We start from the raw sequence: 16,930 nt of genomic DNA, 5'->3' as shown, positions 1-16,930 counted from the left end.
AGCAAACGGTATGCCCAACCACATTCGGCGGTCTCAACGTCGAGCCTTCTTGCGACACGTGGTATAGTTCAATTTCGGTTGTCCGCGGACGATACGATAAAGGAATTATTCCATGGGAGATCAGAAACGCCCGCTGCAACCTGGAGAAGCCGCGCCCGGCTTCGCACTGGCCACGGCCAACTTCGACGGAACGGTCTCTTTCGCCGACTTGAGCGGCCGCCCGTTCCTGATCGGCTTCTTTCGCGGGCTGCACTGCCCATTCTGCCGGCGTCAGTTGGAACAGCTTGCCGGCGTCGAGCCGACGCTGCGCGCCGCCGGCGTGGAGACGGTGGCGGTTATCAATACGCCGGCGGAACGTGCCCGGCTGTATTTCCGCCACCGGCCGACGCCGATAACGCTTCTCTGCGACCCCGACTGCCGCACGCATCGGGCCTATGGTGTGCCGCATGCCGAGTTCCTGCCCGATGGCAGCGACGAGCAGCCCGAATGGCCCTATCGCACAACGATGGCGCAGTTCCAGACGGCACGCATCAACCCCACCGGCGAACTGCCGGAACCGCTCCACCCGATGGAAGCCAACACAATACTCAACGCCAAGGACGGCTTCGAACTTACCGAAGCCGATCATGCGATCTTCGCGAACCACGGGACCCAGCTCGTCGGGCACTTTCTGGTCAATGCCGAGGGCATCATCGGCTGGGCACGAATAGAGGCGCTCGACGGGCCGAACAGCCTCTCCGTCTTCCCGACCGCGGCGGAGATCATCACCGCCGCCGGCAGCCTTGGGCACTGAGAGCACGATCTCGTCCGAAACCCGCTCACACTTTCGGCGCTCCAGCAGATCACAAATGCTGCAAAAGCAGACCTGCCGCCAAGGCATGAAAGGCCTCGACCGCTTTCGGCAGCACGCCTTGCGGATTTTCGCTGGCGGCGATCCAGAGAGCCGCATTGAGCGCCGCGCCGCTCAACAACCGGGCCGCCGCTTCGGCGTCAAGCGGCTTGAGTATGCCTTGTGCGATCAGGCGCTCCACGGCGCTCTTGGTTACCTGCAGACAGGTGTTTTGGCTCGGCCATTGCGAGGGATCGCCTAGCACCGCCGGTCCGTCGAGCAGAACGATGCGTTGGACTTCCGGATTGAGCGCCATCTCGATATAGGCCGCACCCTCAGCAAGCAGGCCCTGCCAATCATTGCCCGCCCGAGCCCCGATCTCCTTGGCGCGCGCCGCCATTTCCGTGTCGATCTGCTCGACGACTGCCGCCAGCAGTCCGCGCTTGTCGCCGAAATTGTGGTAAAGCGCGCCGCGTGTCAGGCCGGCGTCCGCCGTCAACTCGTCCATCGAGGCTGCAGCGTATCCCTTTTCCGCAAAGGCCTTTCGCGCCGCCGCGATCAACTTGACGCGGTTTTCCCGCATGGTTTCGCTGCGTGGTTTCGCCATCCGACCCTCTCAAATTTCACATACGCAGCGTATATGAGATTGACATACGTCGCGTATGTCCCATATTACACATACGCACCGTATATAACAGTGCGCTCATTGCTCGTTGCCAACAAAAAGAGAGACCAGAATGACCCAACGCGAAGCAATCTTTCCTGCCGGCAGACATGCTCTTTACGAAGAGCACGGCTATTCCGCCGCGATCCGATCCGGTGATCTGCTGTTCGTGTCCGGACAAGTCGGCAGCCGTTCGGATGGCACACCCGAACCCGATTTCGAACGCCAGGTAAGGCTGGCCTTTGAAAATCTGAAGGCCACGCTGAGTGCCGCCGGCTGCACGCTGGATGATATCGTCGATGTCACCTCCTTCCACACCGACCCTGAAAACCAGTTCGCAACCATCATGGCCGTCAAGCAGGAGATTTTCAGCAAGCCGCCCTATCCGAACTGGACTGCGCTCGGCGTCAACTGGCTCGCCGGCTTCGATTTCGAGATAAAAGTCATCGCCCGTATTCCGGCAGGCAGCTGACATCACCACCCCCGACACGGAGAAACGCCCTCCAGCAGGAAGCGCCCGACTTTCACCGAGCCGCTGGCCGGCGTCGAGAACTTGCCGACATCGCTCGCCGCTCCTATCTCATGTCGAACAGACTGATGGAGCGACGAGATGGAACTTGTGGCTGACACGCAACTCGATACGGCGATCGAGATCATTCCTCCGGAAGACACAAAAGACCAGGCCGACGGCCGTGTCTGCCTGTGCTGCAGACGCCGGTGCCGGTGGATGGACGACGACGGCTGCGGCATTTGCGAGGAATGCCTGGCCTCGTAATCACAGCGAAAAGAGCACAAGGAAATGGCAATCCGCAGCGCCGGACTTCTCATCTATCGGCGCGTGTCCAACGACTTCGAAGTCCTTCTCGTCCATCCAGGCGGTCCCTTCTGGGCGGGGAAGGACGAAGCTGCCTGGTCGATCCCAAAGGGATTGATCGAGCCGGAAGAGGATGAACTGGCGGCGGCAATGAGGGAGACGGCCGAAGAGCTGGGTGTCGCCATCGACGGCATGTTCACGCCGCTCGGCGAATACCGGCAGCCGGGCGGCAAGATCGTCGTCGCGTGGTCGGTCGAAGCCGATCCGGTATTGGACGTGAACGCGATACGAAGCTCTGAATTTCAAATGGAATGGCCGCCGAGATCGGGAGCGATAAAGAGCTTTCCGGAGGTGGACCGCGCGGGTTGGTTTTCCCTGGCCGAGGCGGGAACGAAGCTGTTGAAAGGACAGCGACCGATGCTTGCCGACCTGCTGAAGCATCAGGAGTGATCGGCGCGAAATGATGATCGAGCCGCCCGTCTCGCCGCATGCATGCGTGAGGCGCGCGGCAGCCATGCGTTGCTTCTGCAGACATCCATCTCCATCTGACAGTCACAGCCATCTGACTCCAATCGAAAAAATCGGCGCTCCGACCCGGCTTGGGCACGCGCGAGGAGACAATCATGAACGGCATATCGAAAACCCTCAACGACATGACGCTTATCGAGCGGTCGAGCCTGCTCGACACCGTCGCCGACGCCCTTGAGGCAACCGCCGAGGAGGCCGAAGACGCGGGCGACGCCCGCTTCGTCGCCAACTCCATCTGCATCGCCAACACGATCCGGGGATTATCGGGGGAGCTTGCGCCGCGCGACCTGCGGGCGGCCGAGCTGCTTCTCGAGCAGGGTATCATGCTCGTCCACCAATTCTCCAGCAGGGTAAAACCAAGCGGAATGAAGCATTAGCGCCATGCGCAAAATCGGGCCGGCAGAGCCGGCCCGTCGGTACTCACTGCTGCTCGACTGGCGCTGGCACCGCAGCCGGTGAAGCCGGTCGTCCAAGCCGATCGGCGACCAGCATCGACAGCATCATTTCCACCAGGCCATTGGCGGCGCCCTTTTCGCCGCCGCCGCCAACCTGGATCTGCGGCACGAGCGGCAGCCTGCCGTTTTCGATCGCCTCGGCGAAGCGCATCAGCACCTGCGAGTGGAGCTGATAATCCGGCCCACCGAAGGCCGCAACCTTCTTCTCTGTCGCCTCAGCTTCCGCCAGACCGACGGCGCGCACCTTCTGGGCATCGGCCAAACCGGTCGCCTTGATGCGCTCGGCATCGGCAAGTGCGATCGACTTGATCCGGTCGGCCTCACCCAGACCGGCGAGCCGCACCTTTTCCGCTTCGGCCTTGGCGGTAACCTGAATGGTCTCCGCTTGCTGGCGGGTGCGGGCAAGTTGCGCCTTGCCTTCGTTCTCGCTGATCTCGATGGTGAGCGCCGATGTCGTGATCTTGGCCTGCTGTTCGGCAAGCGCTTCCTTTTCGCGCAATGTGCGCTCCTGGATCGCCGCCGCCTCCTGCAATTTATAGGTCTCGACCTTTTCAACGGCGATCTGGCGCTCGCGCAACTGGATCAGGATCTGCTCTATGCTGTTCTGGCCATTGCTGGCGCGCGGCGTGCCGATCAGCACTTCCTGCAGTTCGAGGCTGTAGGAATTAAACTTCTCGCGCATTTCGTCGCCGGACTTGCGCTGGATTTCGCTGCGTTCCTGCAGCAGTTCGATCAAGGTCTTGGTCTGGGCGATATTCTTGAAATAGGCCGAAACCATCGGATCGAGCGTCTGTTCGACCAGCCGTTTGATATCGCCGAAACGCTGCACGACGAGGGGCGCCTTCATATAGTCGATATGCACGACGACCGAGAGCGGCAGCACCGGTTCGAACGCATCCTTGGTGATCAGCGACACTTCGGAAAGATTCTCGTCCAGCCTGTGCTCGCCGAACTGTTCCTTCGTCCATTTGAGCACGAAGTTGGTGGTCGGCACGATGATGATATTGCCGGCATAGGTGTTGAACGCATATTTGCCCGGCAGAAGCGGCGTCGACCAGACACCGCGTGCGCCCGTCTCGACCAGCTCGCCATGGCGATAGGACTGGCCTGAAATATCGGCGCTTCGCCGGCCGGTATAAGAGACGACGACACCCACCGTGCCGACCTCGATGATGGTCTTCTCCACAAGTTCGACGGTCGCAAAGATGCGGTTGAGGAAATAACTGCCGTCGGCAAGCACCTGCAATTGGCGGCCGCGATAACCGCCGGCATTGAGAAACTTCTCCGGGTCCTGGAAATTATTGTGAAAGTTCGAATCCTTAGGGTTGTTGGCAACGGTCGGCGCGATGATCTCTCCATCCGGCAGCGCCGGACCGTCATGGATGGTGACGATGCCGATCAGGTCCTCGGCGTCATGAATGACGACGGGCTCGAAACCGTTCCGCTCGGTGATCAAGGTGGACATGTCGGCAAACAGTCTTTGTTCCGACGCGTTCAGGTTGACGGAATAGGTCGATTGGGCGGTCAGCACGATGAACTGCGCCAGGTTGATGGCATAGGTGCCTTCGCGCAGAATCTTGCGCTGCGGCCCCTTCTGACCGCCCTTTGTCAGAAAGCCGCGCACATCCTGAAAATCATCGGCGTCGACATTCGAGGCAAGCGTCTGAGTCGGCGGCAACGGCTCGCCATCGCGGGCGAAGACATAGCCGATCTGGCCCTGCGGAATGGTCACGAGATTGGCGCGATGCATCGCATACTGGAACGGCATGAAGAAATGCAGGCCGCCGCGCACGACGTCCGGCTGGAAGCCGGCCTCGCCATAGAGCGCAATGAAGCCATTATCGACGGAGCCGCGAAAGCTCCACAGCTTTTCGAGAATGCCGAGCCTGTCGTTGGGGATATAGCGGATCACGCCGCTCCACCGGAACAGGGTTGCCAGCACGATGAGCGCAACGGCGATTCCGATCGCCTTCCACCCCATCGGGCTCAGATATTGTAACGTATCCATCTTTTCTCTCGTATGGGCGCACGGGTTCGTTCCACCCGATGGCCGCCCGGTTGGTGTTTGGTTGATAAGACGGGGAGATGGCGCGCCTGTTCGTTCGACGCACCTAGGGTATCGAATACTTGGGCTGCTCATTGTCTGGGAAAATGACCGCGGATCCCTCGTCCCCACCGAGGAACGGTGCGGTCGTTATGGTCTCACATCGGTGTCGCCTTGATAGACATGACGATGGAGGACGTAGGGATTGCGCCTTAACGTTTAAAGACGCTCGACAGTAAAATCAGGCAAGTACTTCCAGCGATTTCGATATTTCGAGCATTCAATTCTACTGAATTACTCAGTTCAGGACGTTTGTTTCAGCCGGCGCCTTCGTTGAGATGAATGTGCCCGATGTTGCTGAAGCGCGGCCTTGAGCGACCCGCTCCCCGAGCCGAACTGGCTCCACGAAATCTGCATTGCCGGCAGGCTCTGTCAGGCCTGCCGGCAATCCGGCCATCAGTCAACCTTTTTGCGATAGAGCAATGTCATGAGCGCAAGGACGCATCCGACAGCTCCGACAGTTGCGAAGATGTAGAAATTCCACTGCGGAGCCAGGCCGGCACCCAGGACAGCACCGCCAATGGCCGGTCCTATCATGCCGCCGATACGGCCGATGCCAAGCGAGAAGCCGAGGCCGGTTCCACGGATCTCGACCGGATAGAGGTTTCCAACAAGAATGTTGGCGAGGATTTGCGTGCCGATCGTTCCCGTACCCGCAAGTGCGACGAGGCCGTACACCTGCAGGCCCTGATCCACTTGCGTCAGCAGCCAGATCGAGCAGGCTCCGAGCAGAAACATGCCTGCGACAACAACCTTGACATTGCCGCGGTCGGCAATCCTCGCGCCAATCAGCAGGCCGACTGCGGCTCCGAGATTGAGGGTTACCGAGAAGAGGAGAGCGGAACCGAGGTCATAGCCCATCTTGTTCATGATGGTCGGAAGCCAGTTGACCATACCGAATGTCAGCAGCAGCGAACAGAAGTGGATGCCCCATGCGTTCAAGGTCGGCAGCAGGCGACCTTCGGAAAACAGCGACCGGATGCCGACCTGTACAATAGGCTTGGCGATAGGATTGGGCAGCCCGTACTGGTCTGCGATCTGGTTGGCTTCGCTCTGGCGGTTCTTCGTTGCCAGCCATTCGGGAGATTCAGGGATGAGGCGGATGAAGAAAGGCAGAAGCAGGATCGGTGCGCCGCCGATGATCATCAGCGGACGCCATCCGTATTTCTGTATCAGCAACATTCCGAGTATGCCCGAAATGATGCCGCCGGCGAGATAACCGAGAAGCGCAATCGAATAGGCCATCGCCTTCCGCTTCGGCGGAGAAAACTCGATGATCAATGCGGTTACCGTCGGAAAAAGAGCGCCGAGGCCCAGGCCGGCAAGAAAGCGTGTGCCCTCGAAAACGGGAAAGTTCGGCGCCAGCCCGCTGCCGATCATCATGATGGAGAAGCTCAGCAGACTGCCGATGATGACCTTGCGGCGTCCGATCCTGTCAGCGAGCGTTCCCGCAACGAGAGCCCCGAGCAGCATGCCGAACAGGGTGATGGCGGCAGCGCGTCCGACCATGCCGGGCGTCAGGCCCCAACTGGCTTCGGCGAGCAATGCCGGAGCGACTGCGCCGTAAACGATCAGGTCATAACCGTCGAACAGGATCAGCAGACCGCAAAGCGCGATGATGATATTCGGGCTGCGAACGCGTTCCTTGAAAATAGCGAGATCTTGTATGGCCAATTTTCCCTCCCCATACATTTGAGTACAGGAAGTCCGCTCCTGCCAGCGGCAGGTCCGCGTTCAATCCATGTACAAATCCTCCTCGGTCATTGCCGGCGTGGTTCCTCCCAGCGCCAGACTCACCCACGAGCGGGCGATGTCAAGACAATGACGACACGCTATTAAATACTTGCGAATAAAATATTTGCAACTGCAAACTTATCAGCCGCCAGCTTTTCCCTTTTGGGATATTGCCGGCAGGTTGGCGTGCATGCGGCGCAGCGCATTCTTCAGGGCTGCGACCTCCTCGTCCGACATGCCCTGAACCGCAGTGCGTTCAAGCTCCACGGCAAGCGGCATCAGCTTTTCGGTCAGCGCCTCGCCCTGCGGTGTCAGCCTGACGATGACGATACGGCCATTGTCTTCCGGGCGTGTTCTCGACACCAGCTTGCGCTTGGCCAGCGTGCCGACGAGGCGTGACAGCGTCGAGATCTCGACGGAGACGACGTCGGCGAGATCTCCAAGCGTGCTCTCCCGACGCTCCTTGAGCATGGCCAGAACCCGGTACATCGCCACGCTGAGATTGTCTTCGGCAATTCGCTGCGAGAACACCTCGGCTATCCGCACGCCGGCGCGGTTGAGAAGATAAGGAACGGAATCGGTAAGTTTGTACATGTCTCTGTCTGCTGGCGGGATTCGGCTTGCTGAAGGCTTCCTCCGACATGCACCTAAATTGCCGGGATGACAACATGATAGGCTTTCAGCCGCCGAGAACGGCAGGGCAGACCAGACATTTTCCCGCCCGAGTTATAAATTTGCATTGACAATAGTTGCATATGCAATAATTTGATGCCCGAGGAGACACGGGAGGAAATCATGTCTGCCACTGCTGCCCTCGGCATAGCGCCGGCCCCCGCACCAATCAGCGATGCGTTTCGATCGACCATGCGCCGTTTCCCTGCGACGGTGACGGTCATTTCCGCCTGCCGCGACGGTGCGGATCATGGAATGACGGCAACGGCCGTCACATCGCTTTCGATGGATCCGCCCTCTCTGCTCATCTGCCTGAACAATCGCACCTACCTGCATGACATGCTGCTTGAAGTGCCGGAATTCGCGGTCAGCATTCTGACCGACAGGCAGGCCGCCGTGTCGGAAGGTTTCAGCGGCAAGATTGCGCCCGAGCGCCGGTTCGACGCTGCCGATTGGGTCCGCCATGAGCGCGGCATGATGGTGCTGGGCACCGCCCATGCCTCAGTCGTCTGCCGCCGCATGGGCGTCGTTCCTTATGGAACGCATACGATCTTCATCGGGCAGGTGGTGGATACTCGTCTTTCCCAAGACACCGTCGCGCTGATGTACGAGAACTCGAAATATTGCGCGCCACAGCACGCGCTTCCCGCATCCCAGAACTGAAGGTCGTTCCATGAACAATACAGCCGCCCTGTTTCCCGCCTCGGCGCGGGTCGAGACCGCATGTCTTGCCGATCGCATCGTCCCGGTACTGGACGAAATCCGTGCCGGTGCGCGCGATACGGAAAAATCCGGCCGCGTGCCGGCGCGGAATATCGATCTGCTGCGCTCGGCCGGCTATTTCGATATCGTCAAGCCTGCCCGTTTCGGCGGCGCCGAAGGATCGTTTGCCGAGCTTGTCGATGCCAATATCGAACTGTCGTCGGCCTGTGCCTCCACCGGCTGGGTGGCCGGCCTGCTTTCCGCGCATCAATGGCTGCTCGCCATGTTCGACGAACGGGTTCAGCAGGACGTGTGGGGCGGCAATCCGGATGCGCTGCTCTGCGGTTCCTATGCGCCGGTCCGCATGGCTGAACGCGTCGAGGGTGGTTTTCGGCTATCCGGCGACTGGGCCTTTGCCAGCGGATGCGAAAATGCAGGATGGGCGCTCTGTGCGGCGATCATTCCGCCGAAAGGCGAGGGGGAGCGTCCGGTGCCGGCGTTTCTTCTGGTTCCCGCCGGCGATTATACCATTGCCGAGACCTGGGATGTCGTCGGCCTCGCCGGCACCGGCTCGAAGAGCCTGATCCTCGAAGAGGTCTTCGTTCCGGAATACCGCATGCTGAGCTTTGCGGATGCGACCTCCGGCAGAACGCCGGGCGGGCGTGGCTACAAGGGCATCGGCCTTTTCAACATTCCGCTCCTCATGGGCATTCCCTTCTGCCTCGGCAGCGCCGCCGTCGGTGCGGCGAAGGGCGCACTCGACAGCTATATCGGCCACATCGGGACCCGCGTGACACGGGGTGCGGTTGCCGGTGGCAACAACAAGATCGCGGAGTTTCCGACGATCCAACTTCGCGTGGCGGAAGCCTCCGCATCCGTCGATGCCGCCCGCGAAATCCTTCTGCGCGATATTGCCCGGGCGCAGCAATTGGCCCAGGCCCGCGAGGATGGCGCCGCCGAAATCACTGGGGAAGATCGGATTCTCGCCCGCCGCAGCCAATCCTTTGCGGTCAGCCTGGCGCTTCGGGCCGCAGAGGCACTCAATGCATCGACAGGCGGCCTCGGCCTGCAGATGTCCAACCCGGTTCAGCGCGCCTGGCGTGACGCAAATGCCGTTGCGCGCCACATTTCCATGAACTGGGATGCCGTCGGCACCATGGTCGGCCAGCAGCTGCTCGGCCTTCCGCCCAAGGGACAATTCTGACCCGCCACCCTCATCGTTTCGATCGAAGACAGGAAAGAGAGCATATCGTGCAAGGCAAGATCGCGCTTGAAGAACATTTCGCCATTCCCGAGACGCTGCAGGATTCGGCTGGATTCGTGCCGGGCGACTACTGGACTGAACTGTCCGCCCGCCTTCTCGATATCCAGGACAAGCGTTTGCGGCTGATGGATGCCCACGGCATCGAGAAAATGATCCTGTCGCTGAATGCTCCGGCCGTGCAGGCGATCCCGGACAAGGCCAAGGCCCTGGAGGTTTCCCGGCGCGCCAACGACTTTCTGGCGGAGCAATGCGGCAAGAACCCCAACCGTTTTCTGGGATTTGCCGCTTTGCCCCTGCAGGATCCGGATGCGGCAACGCAGGAACTGCAGCGCTGCGTAACGACGCTGGGCTTCGTCGGCGCACTGGTCAACGGCTTCTCGCAGGAGGGCGACGGAACGACGCCGCTCTATTACGACCTGCCGCAATACCGTCCGTTCTGGGCCGAAGTCGAAAAACTCAACGTTCCCTTCTATCTGCATCCGCGCAACCCGCTGCCGCAGGACAGCCGGATCTATGCCGGCCACTCCTGGCTGATGGGTCCGACATGGGCGTTCGCGCAGGAGACCGCAGTTCATGCGCTGCGCCTGATGGGATCCGGTCTGTTCGACGAACATCCGGCTTTGCGGATCATCGTCGGTCACATGGGCGAGGGGCTGCCATTCATGATGTGGCGTATCGACAACCGGAATGCCTGGGTCAAGGTGGAAAAGAACTATCCGGCCAAACGTCCGATTGCCGATTATTTCAACGAGAATTTCTACATCACGACGTCGGGGAATTTCCGCACGCAATCGCTGATCGATGCTATGCTGGAAATCGGCGCGGACAGAATTCTGTTTTCGACAGACTGGCCATTCGAAAACATCGACCATGCTGCAAACTGGTTCGACAGCGCCACCATTTCCGAAGCCGACCGGCTGAAGATCGGTCGCACCAATGCGGTTTCACTGTTCAAACTCGATCGATAGCATGGTCGCACCTTTCAGATATACGGCCAGCGCGGCTGAGATCATCTTCGGGAGCGGCTCACTGAGCCGTCTCGCCGAGGCGGTGGCAAAGCAGGGCGGCAAACGCGCCCTGATCCTTTCGACCCCACACCAGAAGCTAGAGGCAGAACGCATCGCTGCCTCCCTCGGCCCGCTTGCGGCGGGACTGTTCCACGAAGCGGCGATGCATACGCCGGTCGATGTGACCGAACGTGCGATGGCTAGATACAACCAAGCCGGTGCCGATTGCGTCGTCGCGATCGGCGGCGGATCGACGATCGGCCTCGGCAAGGCGATCGCCTATCGCAACGACGCACCGCAGATCGTGGTGGCGACGACCTATGCGGGCTCGGAGGTCACACCGATCCTCGGCCAGACGGAGAACGGCCAGAAGACGACTGTGCGTGGAGCGAGCATCCTGCCCGAGGTGGTGATCTACGATCCTGAATTGACATTGAGCCTGCCGGTCGAGATCAGCGTCAGCAGCGGGCTCAATGCAATGGCGCATGCGGTCGAAGGTCTCTACGCAGAGGACCGCAATCCAATCTCGTCAATGATGGCGATCGCGGGCCTGCGGGCGCTGAAGCACGCTCTGCCTCAGATCGTCCAAGCCCCTCGGGACATCGAAGCGCGAAGCGAAGCGCTTTACGGGTCCTGGCTGTGCGGCACGGTGCTCGGAACGGTCGGGATGGCCCTGCATCACAAACTTTGCCATACGCTCGGCGGCAGCTTCGATCTGCCGCATGCCGAAACCCATGCGGTCGTTCTTCCCCATTCCGCTGACTATAACGCCGCAGCCGCAACGGATGCGCTAAGGCCCGCCGCCGAGCTTTTCGGCGGCTCGCTCGGCCGCGGTCTTTATGATTTTGCCGCTTCGATCGGCGCCCCCCTGGCGCTGCGAGATCTCGGTATGAAGGAGGCCGATCTGGACCGCGCGGCCGAAATCGCCGCCCGGAATCCCTATTGGAACCCGCGTCCGATCGAAGGAAAAGCGATCCGGGCTTTGTTGCAGAGCGCCTGGGAGGGCGCGCGGCCGCGTTAACGCCTCAGGAGGATGGCCACGTGCCTGAATATTTCAGCGAAGAGAGATCCGTGGAAGCCGTCAACGCGCGCATGGGGCGGGACATCAATCCGCGCCTGGCCGAAATCATGGCGTCGCTGGTCAAACATCTGCATGCTTTTGCCAGGGATATCAGCCTGAGCCAGGAGGAATGGGCGTTGGCCATCGGCTTCCTGACCCGAACCGGCCATCTCTGTCATGACGAGCGACAGGAGTTCATCCTGCTCAGCGATACGCTGGGCTTCTCGATGCTGGTGGATGCGATCAACAACCGGCGCCCGCCGGGCGCCACGGAGAATACCGTGTTCGGGCCGTTCCATGTCGAAGGGGCGCCCATACGGCATATGGGTGAAAACATCTCGATCGACGGCAAGGGCGAGAGTTGTCTGTTCATCGGGCGGGTGCTCGATCTTAACGGCAATCCGATCGAGGGAGCACGGATCGATGTCTGGTCGGATAATGCGGATGGGTTCTACGACGTCCAGCAGCCGGATATCCAGCCGAAATGGAACAACCGGGGCATTTTCGTCACCGGCGCAGATGGCGCCTATAGTTTCGTGGGCATCAAGCCGGTCTCCTATCCGATCCCGGATGACGGCCCGGTCGGCCAGATGCTGGCATCCCTCGGCCGCCATCCCTACCGTCCCGCCCACACCCATTACCTGATCACGGCTCCGGGTTATCAGAAGCTCGTAACCCACACGTTCGTCGGCGACGATCCCTATCTGGAATCCGATACGGTGTTTGGCGTAAAACGCAGCCTTGTCGCGCCTTTCGAGCGCATAGATCGTCCGACCATCTGGCGTTCCGACTTCGATTTCGTGCTGACGCCAGTGGAGGACAGACGATGATCGTTGCCCGCCATGCGGTATCCGACCCCGGCAAGGCCGCAGAACGCTCGCAATTGCTCGAGGAACACAAGGCCCATCTGCAAGGCGCGGCGATCCGCATCCTGCTTTCCGGCCCTTCCGCGCCGCCGGCGGAGGGCAGGGGTTCAACCGCCCTCGTGATCGCGGAGGTCGAGACGCTCGCCGAGTTCGAGGCCTTCAGCACGGAAGACCCCTTTGTCCGCTCCGGTGTTTACGCGAGCGTCGAGATCTTCGAATGGCGGCCCACCCTGGGGCTTCTTCTGGAAAGGCTCTCCGACGGCGGCTGAAACCTGACGATCGCCGACCTCAACGGTCGAAGCCGTTCATATCGAACACGGCCGCATTGTCCTGAATCTCGCGCAGCCCCTTATACGACGCATGGCGGAGACTGCCGTCATCCGTCCAGCCGCGGAACTCAATCTCGGCGATGAGGGTCGGCTGGACGAAGACGTAGCGCTTGCCCTTCAGGGGAACGACCGGCCGGTTGGTCTTCAACCGGTCGAGCGTCTTTTTCAGGTGCTCGGCTTCGCTGGCGCTGAAACCAGTTCCGACCGAGCCCACGGAAATCCAGTCGAAACCCTTCTTGCCGGCGAGCAGCAGGCTGCCGATGCCGCCGCGGGCGGCTGCCGATTGTTCGTAACCGACGATCATGAAGCTCTCGCTCTCAACGCATTTGATCTTCAGCCAGTCGCCCGTGCGGCCACTGCCGTAGGGCCGGTCGCGATGCTTGGCGATGATGCCTTCCATATGATGGTGGCAGGCGTGCTCGAGCAGCTCTTCCGGAGGCAGTTCTATTTCTTCGGAAAAGCGGATCGTCCGATTGCCGCCTTCCGGTATCAGGTCTTCAAGAAGGTGACGGCGCACGGCAAGCTCGGTGCCGGTGAGGTCATGCCCGTCAAGATACAAAAGGTCGAAGGCGTAGAGAATGGACTCGCTCGAAGCCCGCTTGCCACCGCGACCGCCGAGCGAACGTTGCAGCGCGCCGAAATCCGATCGGCCGTGCTCGTCGAGAACCACCGCTTCCCCGTCCAGTATGGCGGTGGTCACGCCAAGTTCCTTGGCGGCCGCGGCGATGGTGGGAAAGCGGTGCGTCCAGTCATGGCCGCCGCGGGTGATGACACGAACGCCCTTCGGCTCGATGTGGACCGCCAGCCGGTAGCCATCCCACTTCGCCTCGTAGAGCCAATCCGGCCCGATCGGCACGCTGGGTTTCAACAGCGCCAGGCAGGGCTCGACCCGTACCGGCATTGGATCGAACGGAAGGCTTGGCTGGTCGGGATCGCGCCTGCGGATCGGACGAGACTGCAGCGTCGCGTTGGACTCGTTGAGGAATGGCAATGAGGGGCGGCGCGAGCGCGTCATGATCGTTGTCTGTCCTTCCCGGACTGGTTTTCAGGCTCTTCTCCAAACACGATGTCGCCTTTCCCACTCTGCTCAATCGGATCTAGGTCCGGCGAGTATTTCGGCAAGAACCATAGCCTGGCGCCGCAGACGCTACACGGCCTGTACACGCTGGTCCTTCGGCAGCGAGATCGTCATCGCCGCGGCGACGGCGGCCGTAACTGCAACGGCGAGATAGATGCCGCTGAAACTCTCCGTCGATGTCTTGATCACGCCGCCAAAGAAGTTCCCTGTCGTGCCGCCGATGCCTTGGAACACGGTGCAGATGCCTAAGACAGTCACCGCGACGCGGGGCGTGGCGCGATGTGAGACGTAGGCCGGCAGCAAGCCATAGATCGGATAAAAGCCCAGCGAAAAGAAGATCCCGGACAGGATCGAGAGTTCCATCGAGGGATCGAGGACGAAGAGGGCGCCGGCGGCGAGGAAGCTTGAGTAACAGGTAAGCATGGCATAGCGCGATCCGAGACGGGACGATATTGTGCCAATGGCGAAGCCTGCGCTGATCCCCACCACCCCGATCGTTGCCCATAGCCATGAGGCAAAGCCGACGGAGTAGCCGAGTTCCTCGCGCAGGAACGGCGAGAGATAGGTGAGATAGGGATATGGCATCAGGCCGTTGATGAAGCCGAGCGCGAAGATCAGCGTCACCCATGGCATGATGGAGCGCAGGCTTGATGAACCGCCGGCAGTTGGCGCCAGCGTTTCGTGACTTGTCCCGCTGTCGAAGAGGCCGGCCCGCCCGAAGAGAATGTGGGTGACAACGGCCAGTGCAATCGTGGCCGCGCCTGTGAGGAACCAGACCATCTGCCAGTGACCACTTCCGGCGTATGCCGCCACGAGTGCGCTGTTGATGAGGACGCCAAAGGCCGGGGCGCTGGAGATCAGGCTCATGGCAAAGCCGCGCTGTTCTGCTCTTACCACCCGCGAGGCAAGATTAATCATCGGCACGAAAGTCGATGCGCCAGTCGCGCCGGCGATCATCAGCAGGCCGGCAACCACATAGAGATTGTCGCTGATGGGGATGCTCGACAGGCAGAGCCCGCAGAGCGACACGGACGCCACCACCGTCCGTGCGGCGCCGATGCGATGGACGAGCCAGGTAGCGAGCACGGCGAATGCGACTGTGGAAAACTGCACCAGGCCGGTGACCGTGCCGACGAAGGCATAGTCGAAGGCAAGATCTTTCCGCATGTCGGGGATGATCTGAGGAAAAAGGCTGAGGCCGAATCCGTAACACGTGCCGACGCAGGCGATCATGACGGCTACGAGGACGTTATCCTGGATACGCACGCTAGTCATGATGATCGACCTCTGTTGGCAACCGTGTTCGCGCTCCCGCTCGACGCGATGATCATCTAGCATGGGCAGCCGGCGGACTGTCGGATCTGCGACGCCGGCTGCCTAAAACCTATACAAGTTAAGGGAGCGCCGAGCACGCGCTACGGCGTGCTCGCCTATGCTTTTCGCTGAACCGATCGAGCCGCCGAAACAACCAGCTCGACCGATCACCCGTTGACGCTCCGAACGCTCGCAACGCTGCCGTCGCAGGCCGCCCGGCGCTGAGCAAGCGCCTTGACCGAAAAGAGCGCGTAGATGATCAACGGAAGGCAGACGAGATAGGATGTCCTGATGCCCGCGTGTTCGGCAATGAAACCGAGCAGCGGCGGCGCCAGGAAGAAGACGACGAAGGTCATCTGGCCAAGGGCGGCGACGTTGAGATGCGCCGCGCGATCTGTGCGCTGGGCCGCCGCCGAGACGGCGAGAGGATAGACCGCGCTGCAGCCGGCGCCCATCAAGGCAAAGCCCGCCAGTGCCACATAGGCATGCGGAGCGCCCCAGACGGCGCAAATGCCGATCGCCGAAAGGACAAGCAACATCGTGGCGACGGCACGCGGGCCAAACCGATCGACCAGCGGATCGACGAACAGGCGCGCCAGTGCCATGCAGAAAGTAAAGAGCGTCAATCCTAGTCCGCCAATGAAGGGCTCGACTGAAAACACGTCGCGCATATAGATCGCCGACCAGTCGATCCCTGCACCTTCGACGAGAAAGGCCGCGATGCCGATCACGCAGAGCGGCATGAGGCTCCGGGTGGGAAGCGCCACCAGTGGCGCCTTGCCTTCATTCAACGGGGACCGCGCGGGCGCATTGCGCATGCCTGAAATCGCCCAGACGCCGAGCACAAGCACCGCGGCAAAGGTCACGGCGAGATGGAGTTGCATCGAAATACCGGCTTGGCGGACGACTGAGGAGACAAGCGCCGTGACGAAGAAGCCGAGGCTCCAGAAACCATGCGCCCTGTTCATCACGCCGCGTCCTAACTGTGCTTCGATGCGATCAATCTCGACATTGAGATTGATCTCCAGCGCCCCGGCGAGCATCCCCTCGACGAAAAGCACACAGAACACGACCGGCGCCGCACCAATCCACGGCACCAGCGACAGCAGCGCAGACGTGCCGAGAACAGTAATGAATGCCGTTGTCCGCGCGCCAAGCCGGGCGATCACGGGCGAAGACAAAGTCAACGAAATCAAGGCACCGATCGCAGCCCCGATCAACGTCAACCCAAGCTCCGACTTGTCGACGCCAAGCGCAACCTGCAAATCCGGCATTCTCGACAACAGCGCCCCCAGCGACACGGCGAAGAGAAAGAAGCAGACATAGATCCGCTGCTGCGGCGCGATTTTCATGATGCAACTCCGGGAATTGACGCTCGAAGCCGAACGCGCGCTTTCGGATTTGTGATGTCTAACTCACAGGGGCGGAGATCAAAACTTTTTTCTGAGGAGATGCGACGGAGCAAGCGATCTTAGGGACCGGCGTATGCGGGCGTTTCTGCCTAGCCGAT

General features: G+C 60.9%; 18 protein-coding genes. 11 read left to right on the top strand and 7 right to left on the bottom strand.

Translation table 11 applies throughout. From position 1 onward, the window contains the following. The first annotated feature begins 112 nt into the window (after nt 1-112). A complete protein-coding gene (locus BBJ66_RS27895; protein ID WP_071091532.1) occupies nt 113-793 on the top strand; it encodes a redoxin domain-containing protein in 681 nt (226 codons plus the stop codon). 49 nt (nt 794-842) lie between these two features. Here the strand turns inward: BBJ66_RS27895 and BBJ66_RS27890 are convergent, their stop codons facing one another. Further along, nucleotides 843-1,436: a TetR/AcrR family transcriptional regulator gene (locus tag BBJ66_RS27890; RefSeq protein ID WP_071091529.1), complete on the bottom strand. Its 594-nt coding sequence runs from the start codon at nt 1,434-1,436 to the stop codon at nt 843-845. A gap of 130 nt (nt 1,437-1,566) precedes the next feature. Here BBJ66_RS27890 and BBJ66_RS27885 point away from each other — a divergent pair, with 130 nt between their 5' ends. From BBJ66_RS27885 to BBJ66_RS27875, 4 genes are all read left to right on the top strand, one after another. Further along, nucleotides 1,567-1,965: a RidA family protein gene (locus BBJ66_RS27885; protein ID WP_071091526.1), complete on the top strand. Its 399-nt coding sequence runs from the start codon at nt 1,567-1,569 to the stop codon at nt 1,963-1,965. A 138-nt stretch (nt 1,966-2,103) separates the two neighbouring features. Beyond that, nucleotides 2,104-2,268, top strand: coding sequence for a hypothetical protein (locus BBJ66_RS35100; protein ID WP_184341287.1), 165 nt, complete (start codon nt 2,104-2,106; stop codon nt 2,266-2,268). 24 nt (nt 2,269-2,292) lie between these two features. Beyond that, entirely contained in the window at nt 2,293-2,757 is a 465-nt protein-coding gene (locus tag BBJ66_RS27880; protein WP_071091523.1) for an NUDIX domain-containing protein, read from the top strand. Between the two features lie 173 nt (nt 2,758-2,930). Continuing rightward, entirely contained in the window at nt 2,931-3,212 is a 282-nt protein-coding gene (locus tag BBJ66_RS27875) for a hypothetical protein (protein ID WP_049735812.1), read from the top strand. A 43-nt stretch (nt 3,213-3,255) separates the two neighbouring features. On the opposite strand, the gene BBJ66_RS27870 is transcribed toward BBJ66_RS27875, so the two are convergent. The 3 genes from BBJ66_RS27870 to BBJ66_RS27860 form a co-directional block, all read right to left on the bottom strand. Then, nucleotides 3,256-5,298 carry an SPFH domain-containing protein gene (locus BBJ66_RS27870; RefSeq protein ID WP_071091519.1) on the bottom strand — a complete coding sequence of 681 codons (2,043 nt, stop codon included), beginning with the start codon at nt 5,296-5,298 and terminating at the stop codon, nt 3,256-3,258. 492 nt (nt 5,299-5,790) lie between these two features. Further along, nucleotides 5,791-7,086 (bottom strand): MFS transporter, encoded by a 1,296-nt coding sequence (locus BBJ66_RS27865; protein WP_190238049.1) that lies wholly within the window; start codon nt 7,084-7,086, stop codon nt 5,791-5,793. A 183-nt stretch (nt 7,087-7,269) separates the two neighbouring features. Next, nucleotides 7,270-7,722: a MarR family winged helix-turn-helix transcriptional regulator gene (locus tag BBJ66_RS27860; protein WP_071091513.1), complete on the bottom strand. Its 453-nt coding sequence runs from the start codon at nt 7,720-7,722 to the stop codon at nt 7,270-7,272. Nucleotides 7,723-7,923: 201 nt separating this feature from the next. On the opposite strand from BBJ66_RS27860, the gene BBJ66_RS27855 reads away from it, so the two are divergent. The 6 genes from BBJ66_RS27855 to BBJ66_RS27830 are packed head-to-tail and all read left to right on the top strand — an operon-like array spanning nt 7,924 to nt 12,968. Continuing rightward, nucleotides 7,924-8,463, top strand: a complete 540-nt coding sequence (locus BBJ66_RS27855) for a flavin reductase family protein (protein WP_071091511.1) — start codon at nt 7,924-7,926, stop codon at nt 8,461-8,463. Between the two features lie 10 nt (nt 8,464-8,473). After that, complete coding sequence (locus tag BBJ66_RS27850) at nt 8,474-9,706, top strand: flavin-dependent monooxygenase (RefSeq protein WP_071091509.1); 1,233 nt, start codon at nt 8,474-8,476, stop codon at nt 9,704-9,706. A gap of 47 nt (nt 9,707-9,753) precedes the next feature. Continuing rightward, complete coding sequence (gene tsdA, locus BBJ66_RS27845; RefSeq protein WP_071091507.1) at nt 9,754-10,734, top strand: gamma-resorcylate decarboxylase; 981 nt, start codon at nt 9,754-9,756, stop codon at nt 10,732-10,734. Between the two features lies 1 nt (nt 10,735). Beyond that, nucleotides 10,736-11,794 (top strand): maleylacetate reductase, encoded by a 1,059-nt coding sequence (locus tag BBJ66_RS27840; RefSeq protein WP_071091505.1) that lies wholly within the window; start codon nt 10,736-10,738, stop codon nt 11,792-11,794. A gap of 20 nt (nt 11,795-11,814) precedes the next feature. Next, entirely contained in the window at nt 11,815-12,663 is an 849-nt protein-coding gene (locus BBJ66_RS27835; RefSeq protein ID WP_071091502.1) for a dioxygenase family protein, read from the top strand. Next, nucleotides 12,660-12,968 carry a YciI family protein gene (locus BBJ66_RS27830; protein ID WP_071091499.1) on the top strand — a complete coding sequence of 103 codons (309 nt, stop codon included), beginning with the start codon at nt 12,660-12,662 and terminating at the stop codon, nt 12,966-12,968. The genes BBJ66_RS27835 and BBJ66_RS27830 overlap by 4 nt, the downstream gene beginning before the upstream one ends. 19 nt (nt 12,969-12,987) lie before the next feature. Here the strand turns inward: BBJ66_RS27830 and ligD are convergent, their stop codons facing one another. The 3 genes from ligD to BBJ66_RS27815 all read right to left on the bottom strand — a co-directional run bounded on the left by ligD (nt 12,988) and on the right by BBJ66_RS27815 (nt 16,772). Beyond that, nucleotides 12,988-14,043, bottom strand: a complete 1,056-nt coding sequence (ligD, locus tag BBJ66_RS27825; protein WP_071091496.1) for a non-homologous end-joining DNA ligase — start codon at nt 14,041-14,043, stop codon at nt 12,988-12,990. A gap of 132 nt (nt 14,044-14,175) precedes the next feature. Next, nucleotides 14,176-15,381, bottom strand: coding sequence for an MFS transporter (locus BBJ66_RS27820; RefSeq protein ID WP_071091493.1), 1,206 nt, complete (start codon nt 15,379-15,381; stop codon nt 14,176-14,178). Between the two features lie 206 nt (nt 15,382-15,587). Beyond that, nucleotides 15,588-16,772 (bottom strand): MFS transporter, encoded by a 1,185-nt coding sequence (locus BBJ66_RS27815; RefSeq protein ID WP_049735800.1) that lies wholly within the window; start codon nt 16,770-16,772, stop codon nt 15,588-15,590. Between the last annotated feature and the right edge of the window lie 158 nt (nt 16,773-16,930).

Source organism: Rhizobium sp. RSm-3, assembly GCF_001854685.1.
Lineage (GTDB): Bacteria > Pseudomonadota > Alphaproteobacteria > Rhizobiales > Rhizobiaceae > Rhizobium > Rhizobium ecuadorense.
The sequence above is the reverse complement of the archived record's forward strand: the minus strand, read 5'-3'. Positions and strand labels throughout refer to the sequence as shown.

What these genes read in the sequence shown, in the direction of transcription:
- BBJ66_RS27890 (WP_071091529.1), bottom strand. Translation starts at nt 1,436, where the DNA reads ATGGCGAAACCACGCAGCGAAACCATGCGGGAAAACCGCGTCAAGTTG.
- BBJ66_RS27815 (WP_049735800.1), bottom strand. Translation starts at nt 16,772, where the DNA reads ATGAAAATCGCGCCGCAGCAGCGGATCTATGTCTGCTTCTTTCTCTTC.
- BBJ66_RS27840 (WP_071091505.1), top strand. Translation starts at nt 10,736, where the DNA reads ATGGTCGCACCTTTCAGATATACGGCCAGCGCGGCTGAGATCATCTTC.
- BBJ66_RS27860 (WP_071091513.1), bottom strand. Translation starts at nt 7,722, where the DNA reads ATGTACAAACTTACCGATTCCGTTCCTTATCTTCTCAACCGCGCCGGC.
- BBJ66_RS27850 (WP_071091509.1), top strand. Translation starts at nt 8,474, where the DNA reads ATGAACAATACAGCCGCCCTGTTTCCCGCCTCGGCGCGGGTCGAGACC.
- BBJ66_RS27895 (WP_071091532.1), top strand. Translation starts at nt 113, where the DNA reads ATGGGAGATCAGAAACGCCCGCTGCAACCTGGAGAAGCCGCGCCCGGC.
- BBJ66_RS27830 (WP_071091499.1), top strand. Translation starts at nt 12,660, where the DNA reads ATGATCGTTGCCCGCCATGCGGTATCCGACCCCGGCAAGGCCGCAGAA.
- BBJ66_RS27875 (WP_049735812.1), top strand. Translation starts at nt 2,931, where the DNA reads ATGAACGGCATATCGAAAACCCTCAACGACATGACGCTTATCGAGCGG.
- BBJ66_RS27865 (WP_190238049.1), bottom strand. Translation starts at nt 7,086, where the DNA reads ATGTATGGGGAGGGAAAATTGGCCATACAAGATCTCGCTATTTTCAAG.
- BBJ66_RS27885 (WP_071091526.1), top strand. Translation starts at nt 1,567, where the DNA reads ATGACCCAACGCGAAGCAATCTTTCCTGCCGGCAGACATGCTCTTTAC.
- BBJ66_RS27870 (WP_071091519.1), bottom strand. Translation starts at nt 5,298, where the DNA reads ATGGATACGTTACAATATCTGAGCCCGATGGGGTGGAAGGCGATCGGA.
- BBJ66_RS27855 (WP_071091511.1), top strand. Translation starts at nt 7,924, where the DNA reads ATGTCTGCCACTGCTGCCCTCGGCATAGCGCCGGCCCCCGCACCAATC.
- BBJ66_RS27880 (WP_071091523.1), top strand. Translation starts at nt 2,293, where the DNA reads ATGGCAATCCGCAGCGCCGGACTTCTCATCTATCGGCGCGTGTCCAAC.
- ligD (WP_071091496.1), bottom strand. Translation starts at nt 14,043, where the DNA reads ATGACGCGCTCGCGCCGCCCCTCATTGCCATTCCTCAACGAGTCCAAC.
- BBJ66_RS35100 (WP_184341287.1), top strand. Translation starts at nt 2,104, where the DNA reads ATGGAACTTGTGGCTGACACGCAACTCGATACGGCGATCGAGATCATT.
- BBJ66_RS27820 (WP_071091493.1), bottom strand. Translation starts at nt 15,381, where the DNA reads ATGACTAGCGTGCGTATCCAGGATAACGTCCTCGTAGCCGTCATGATC.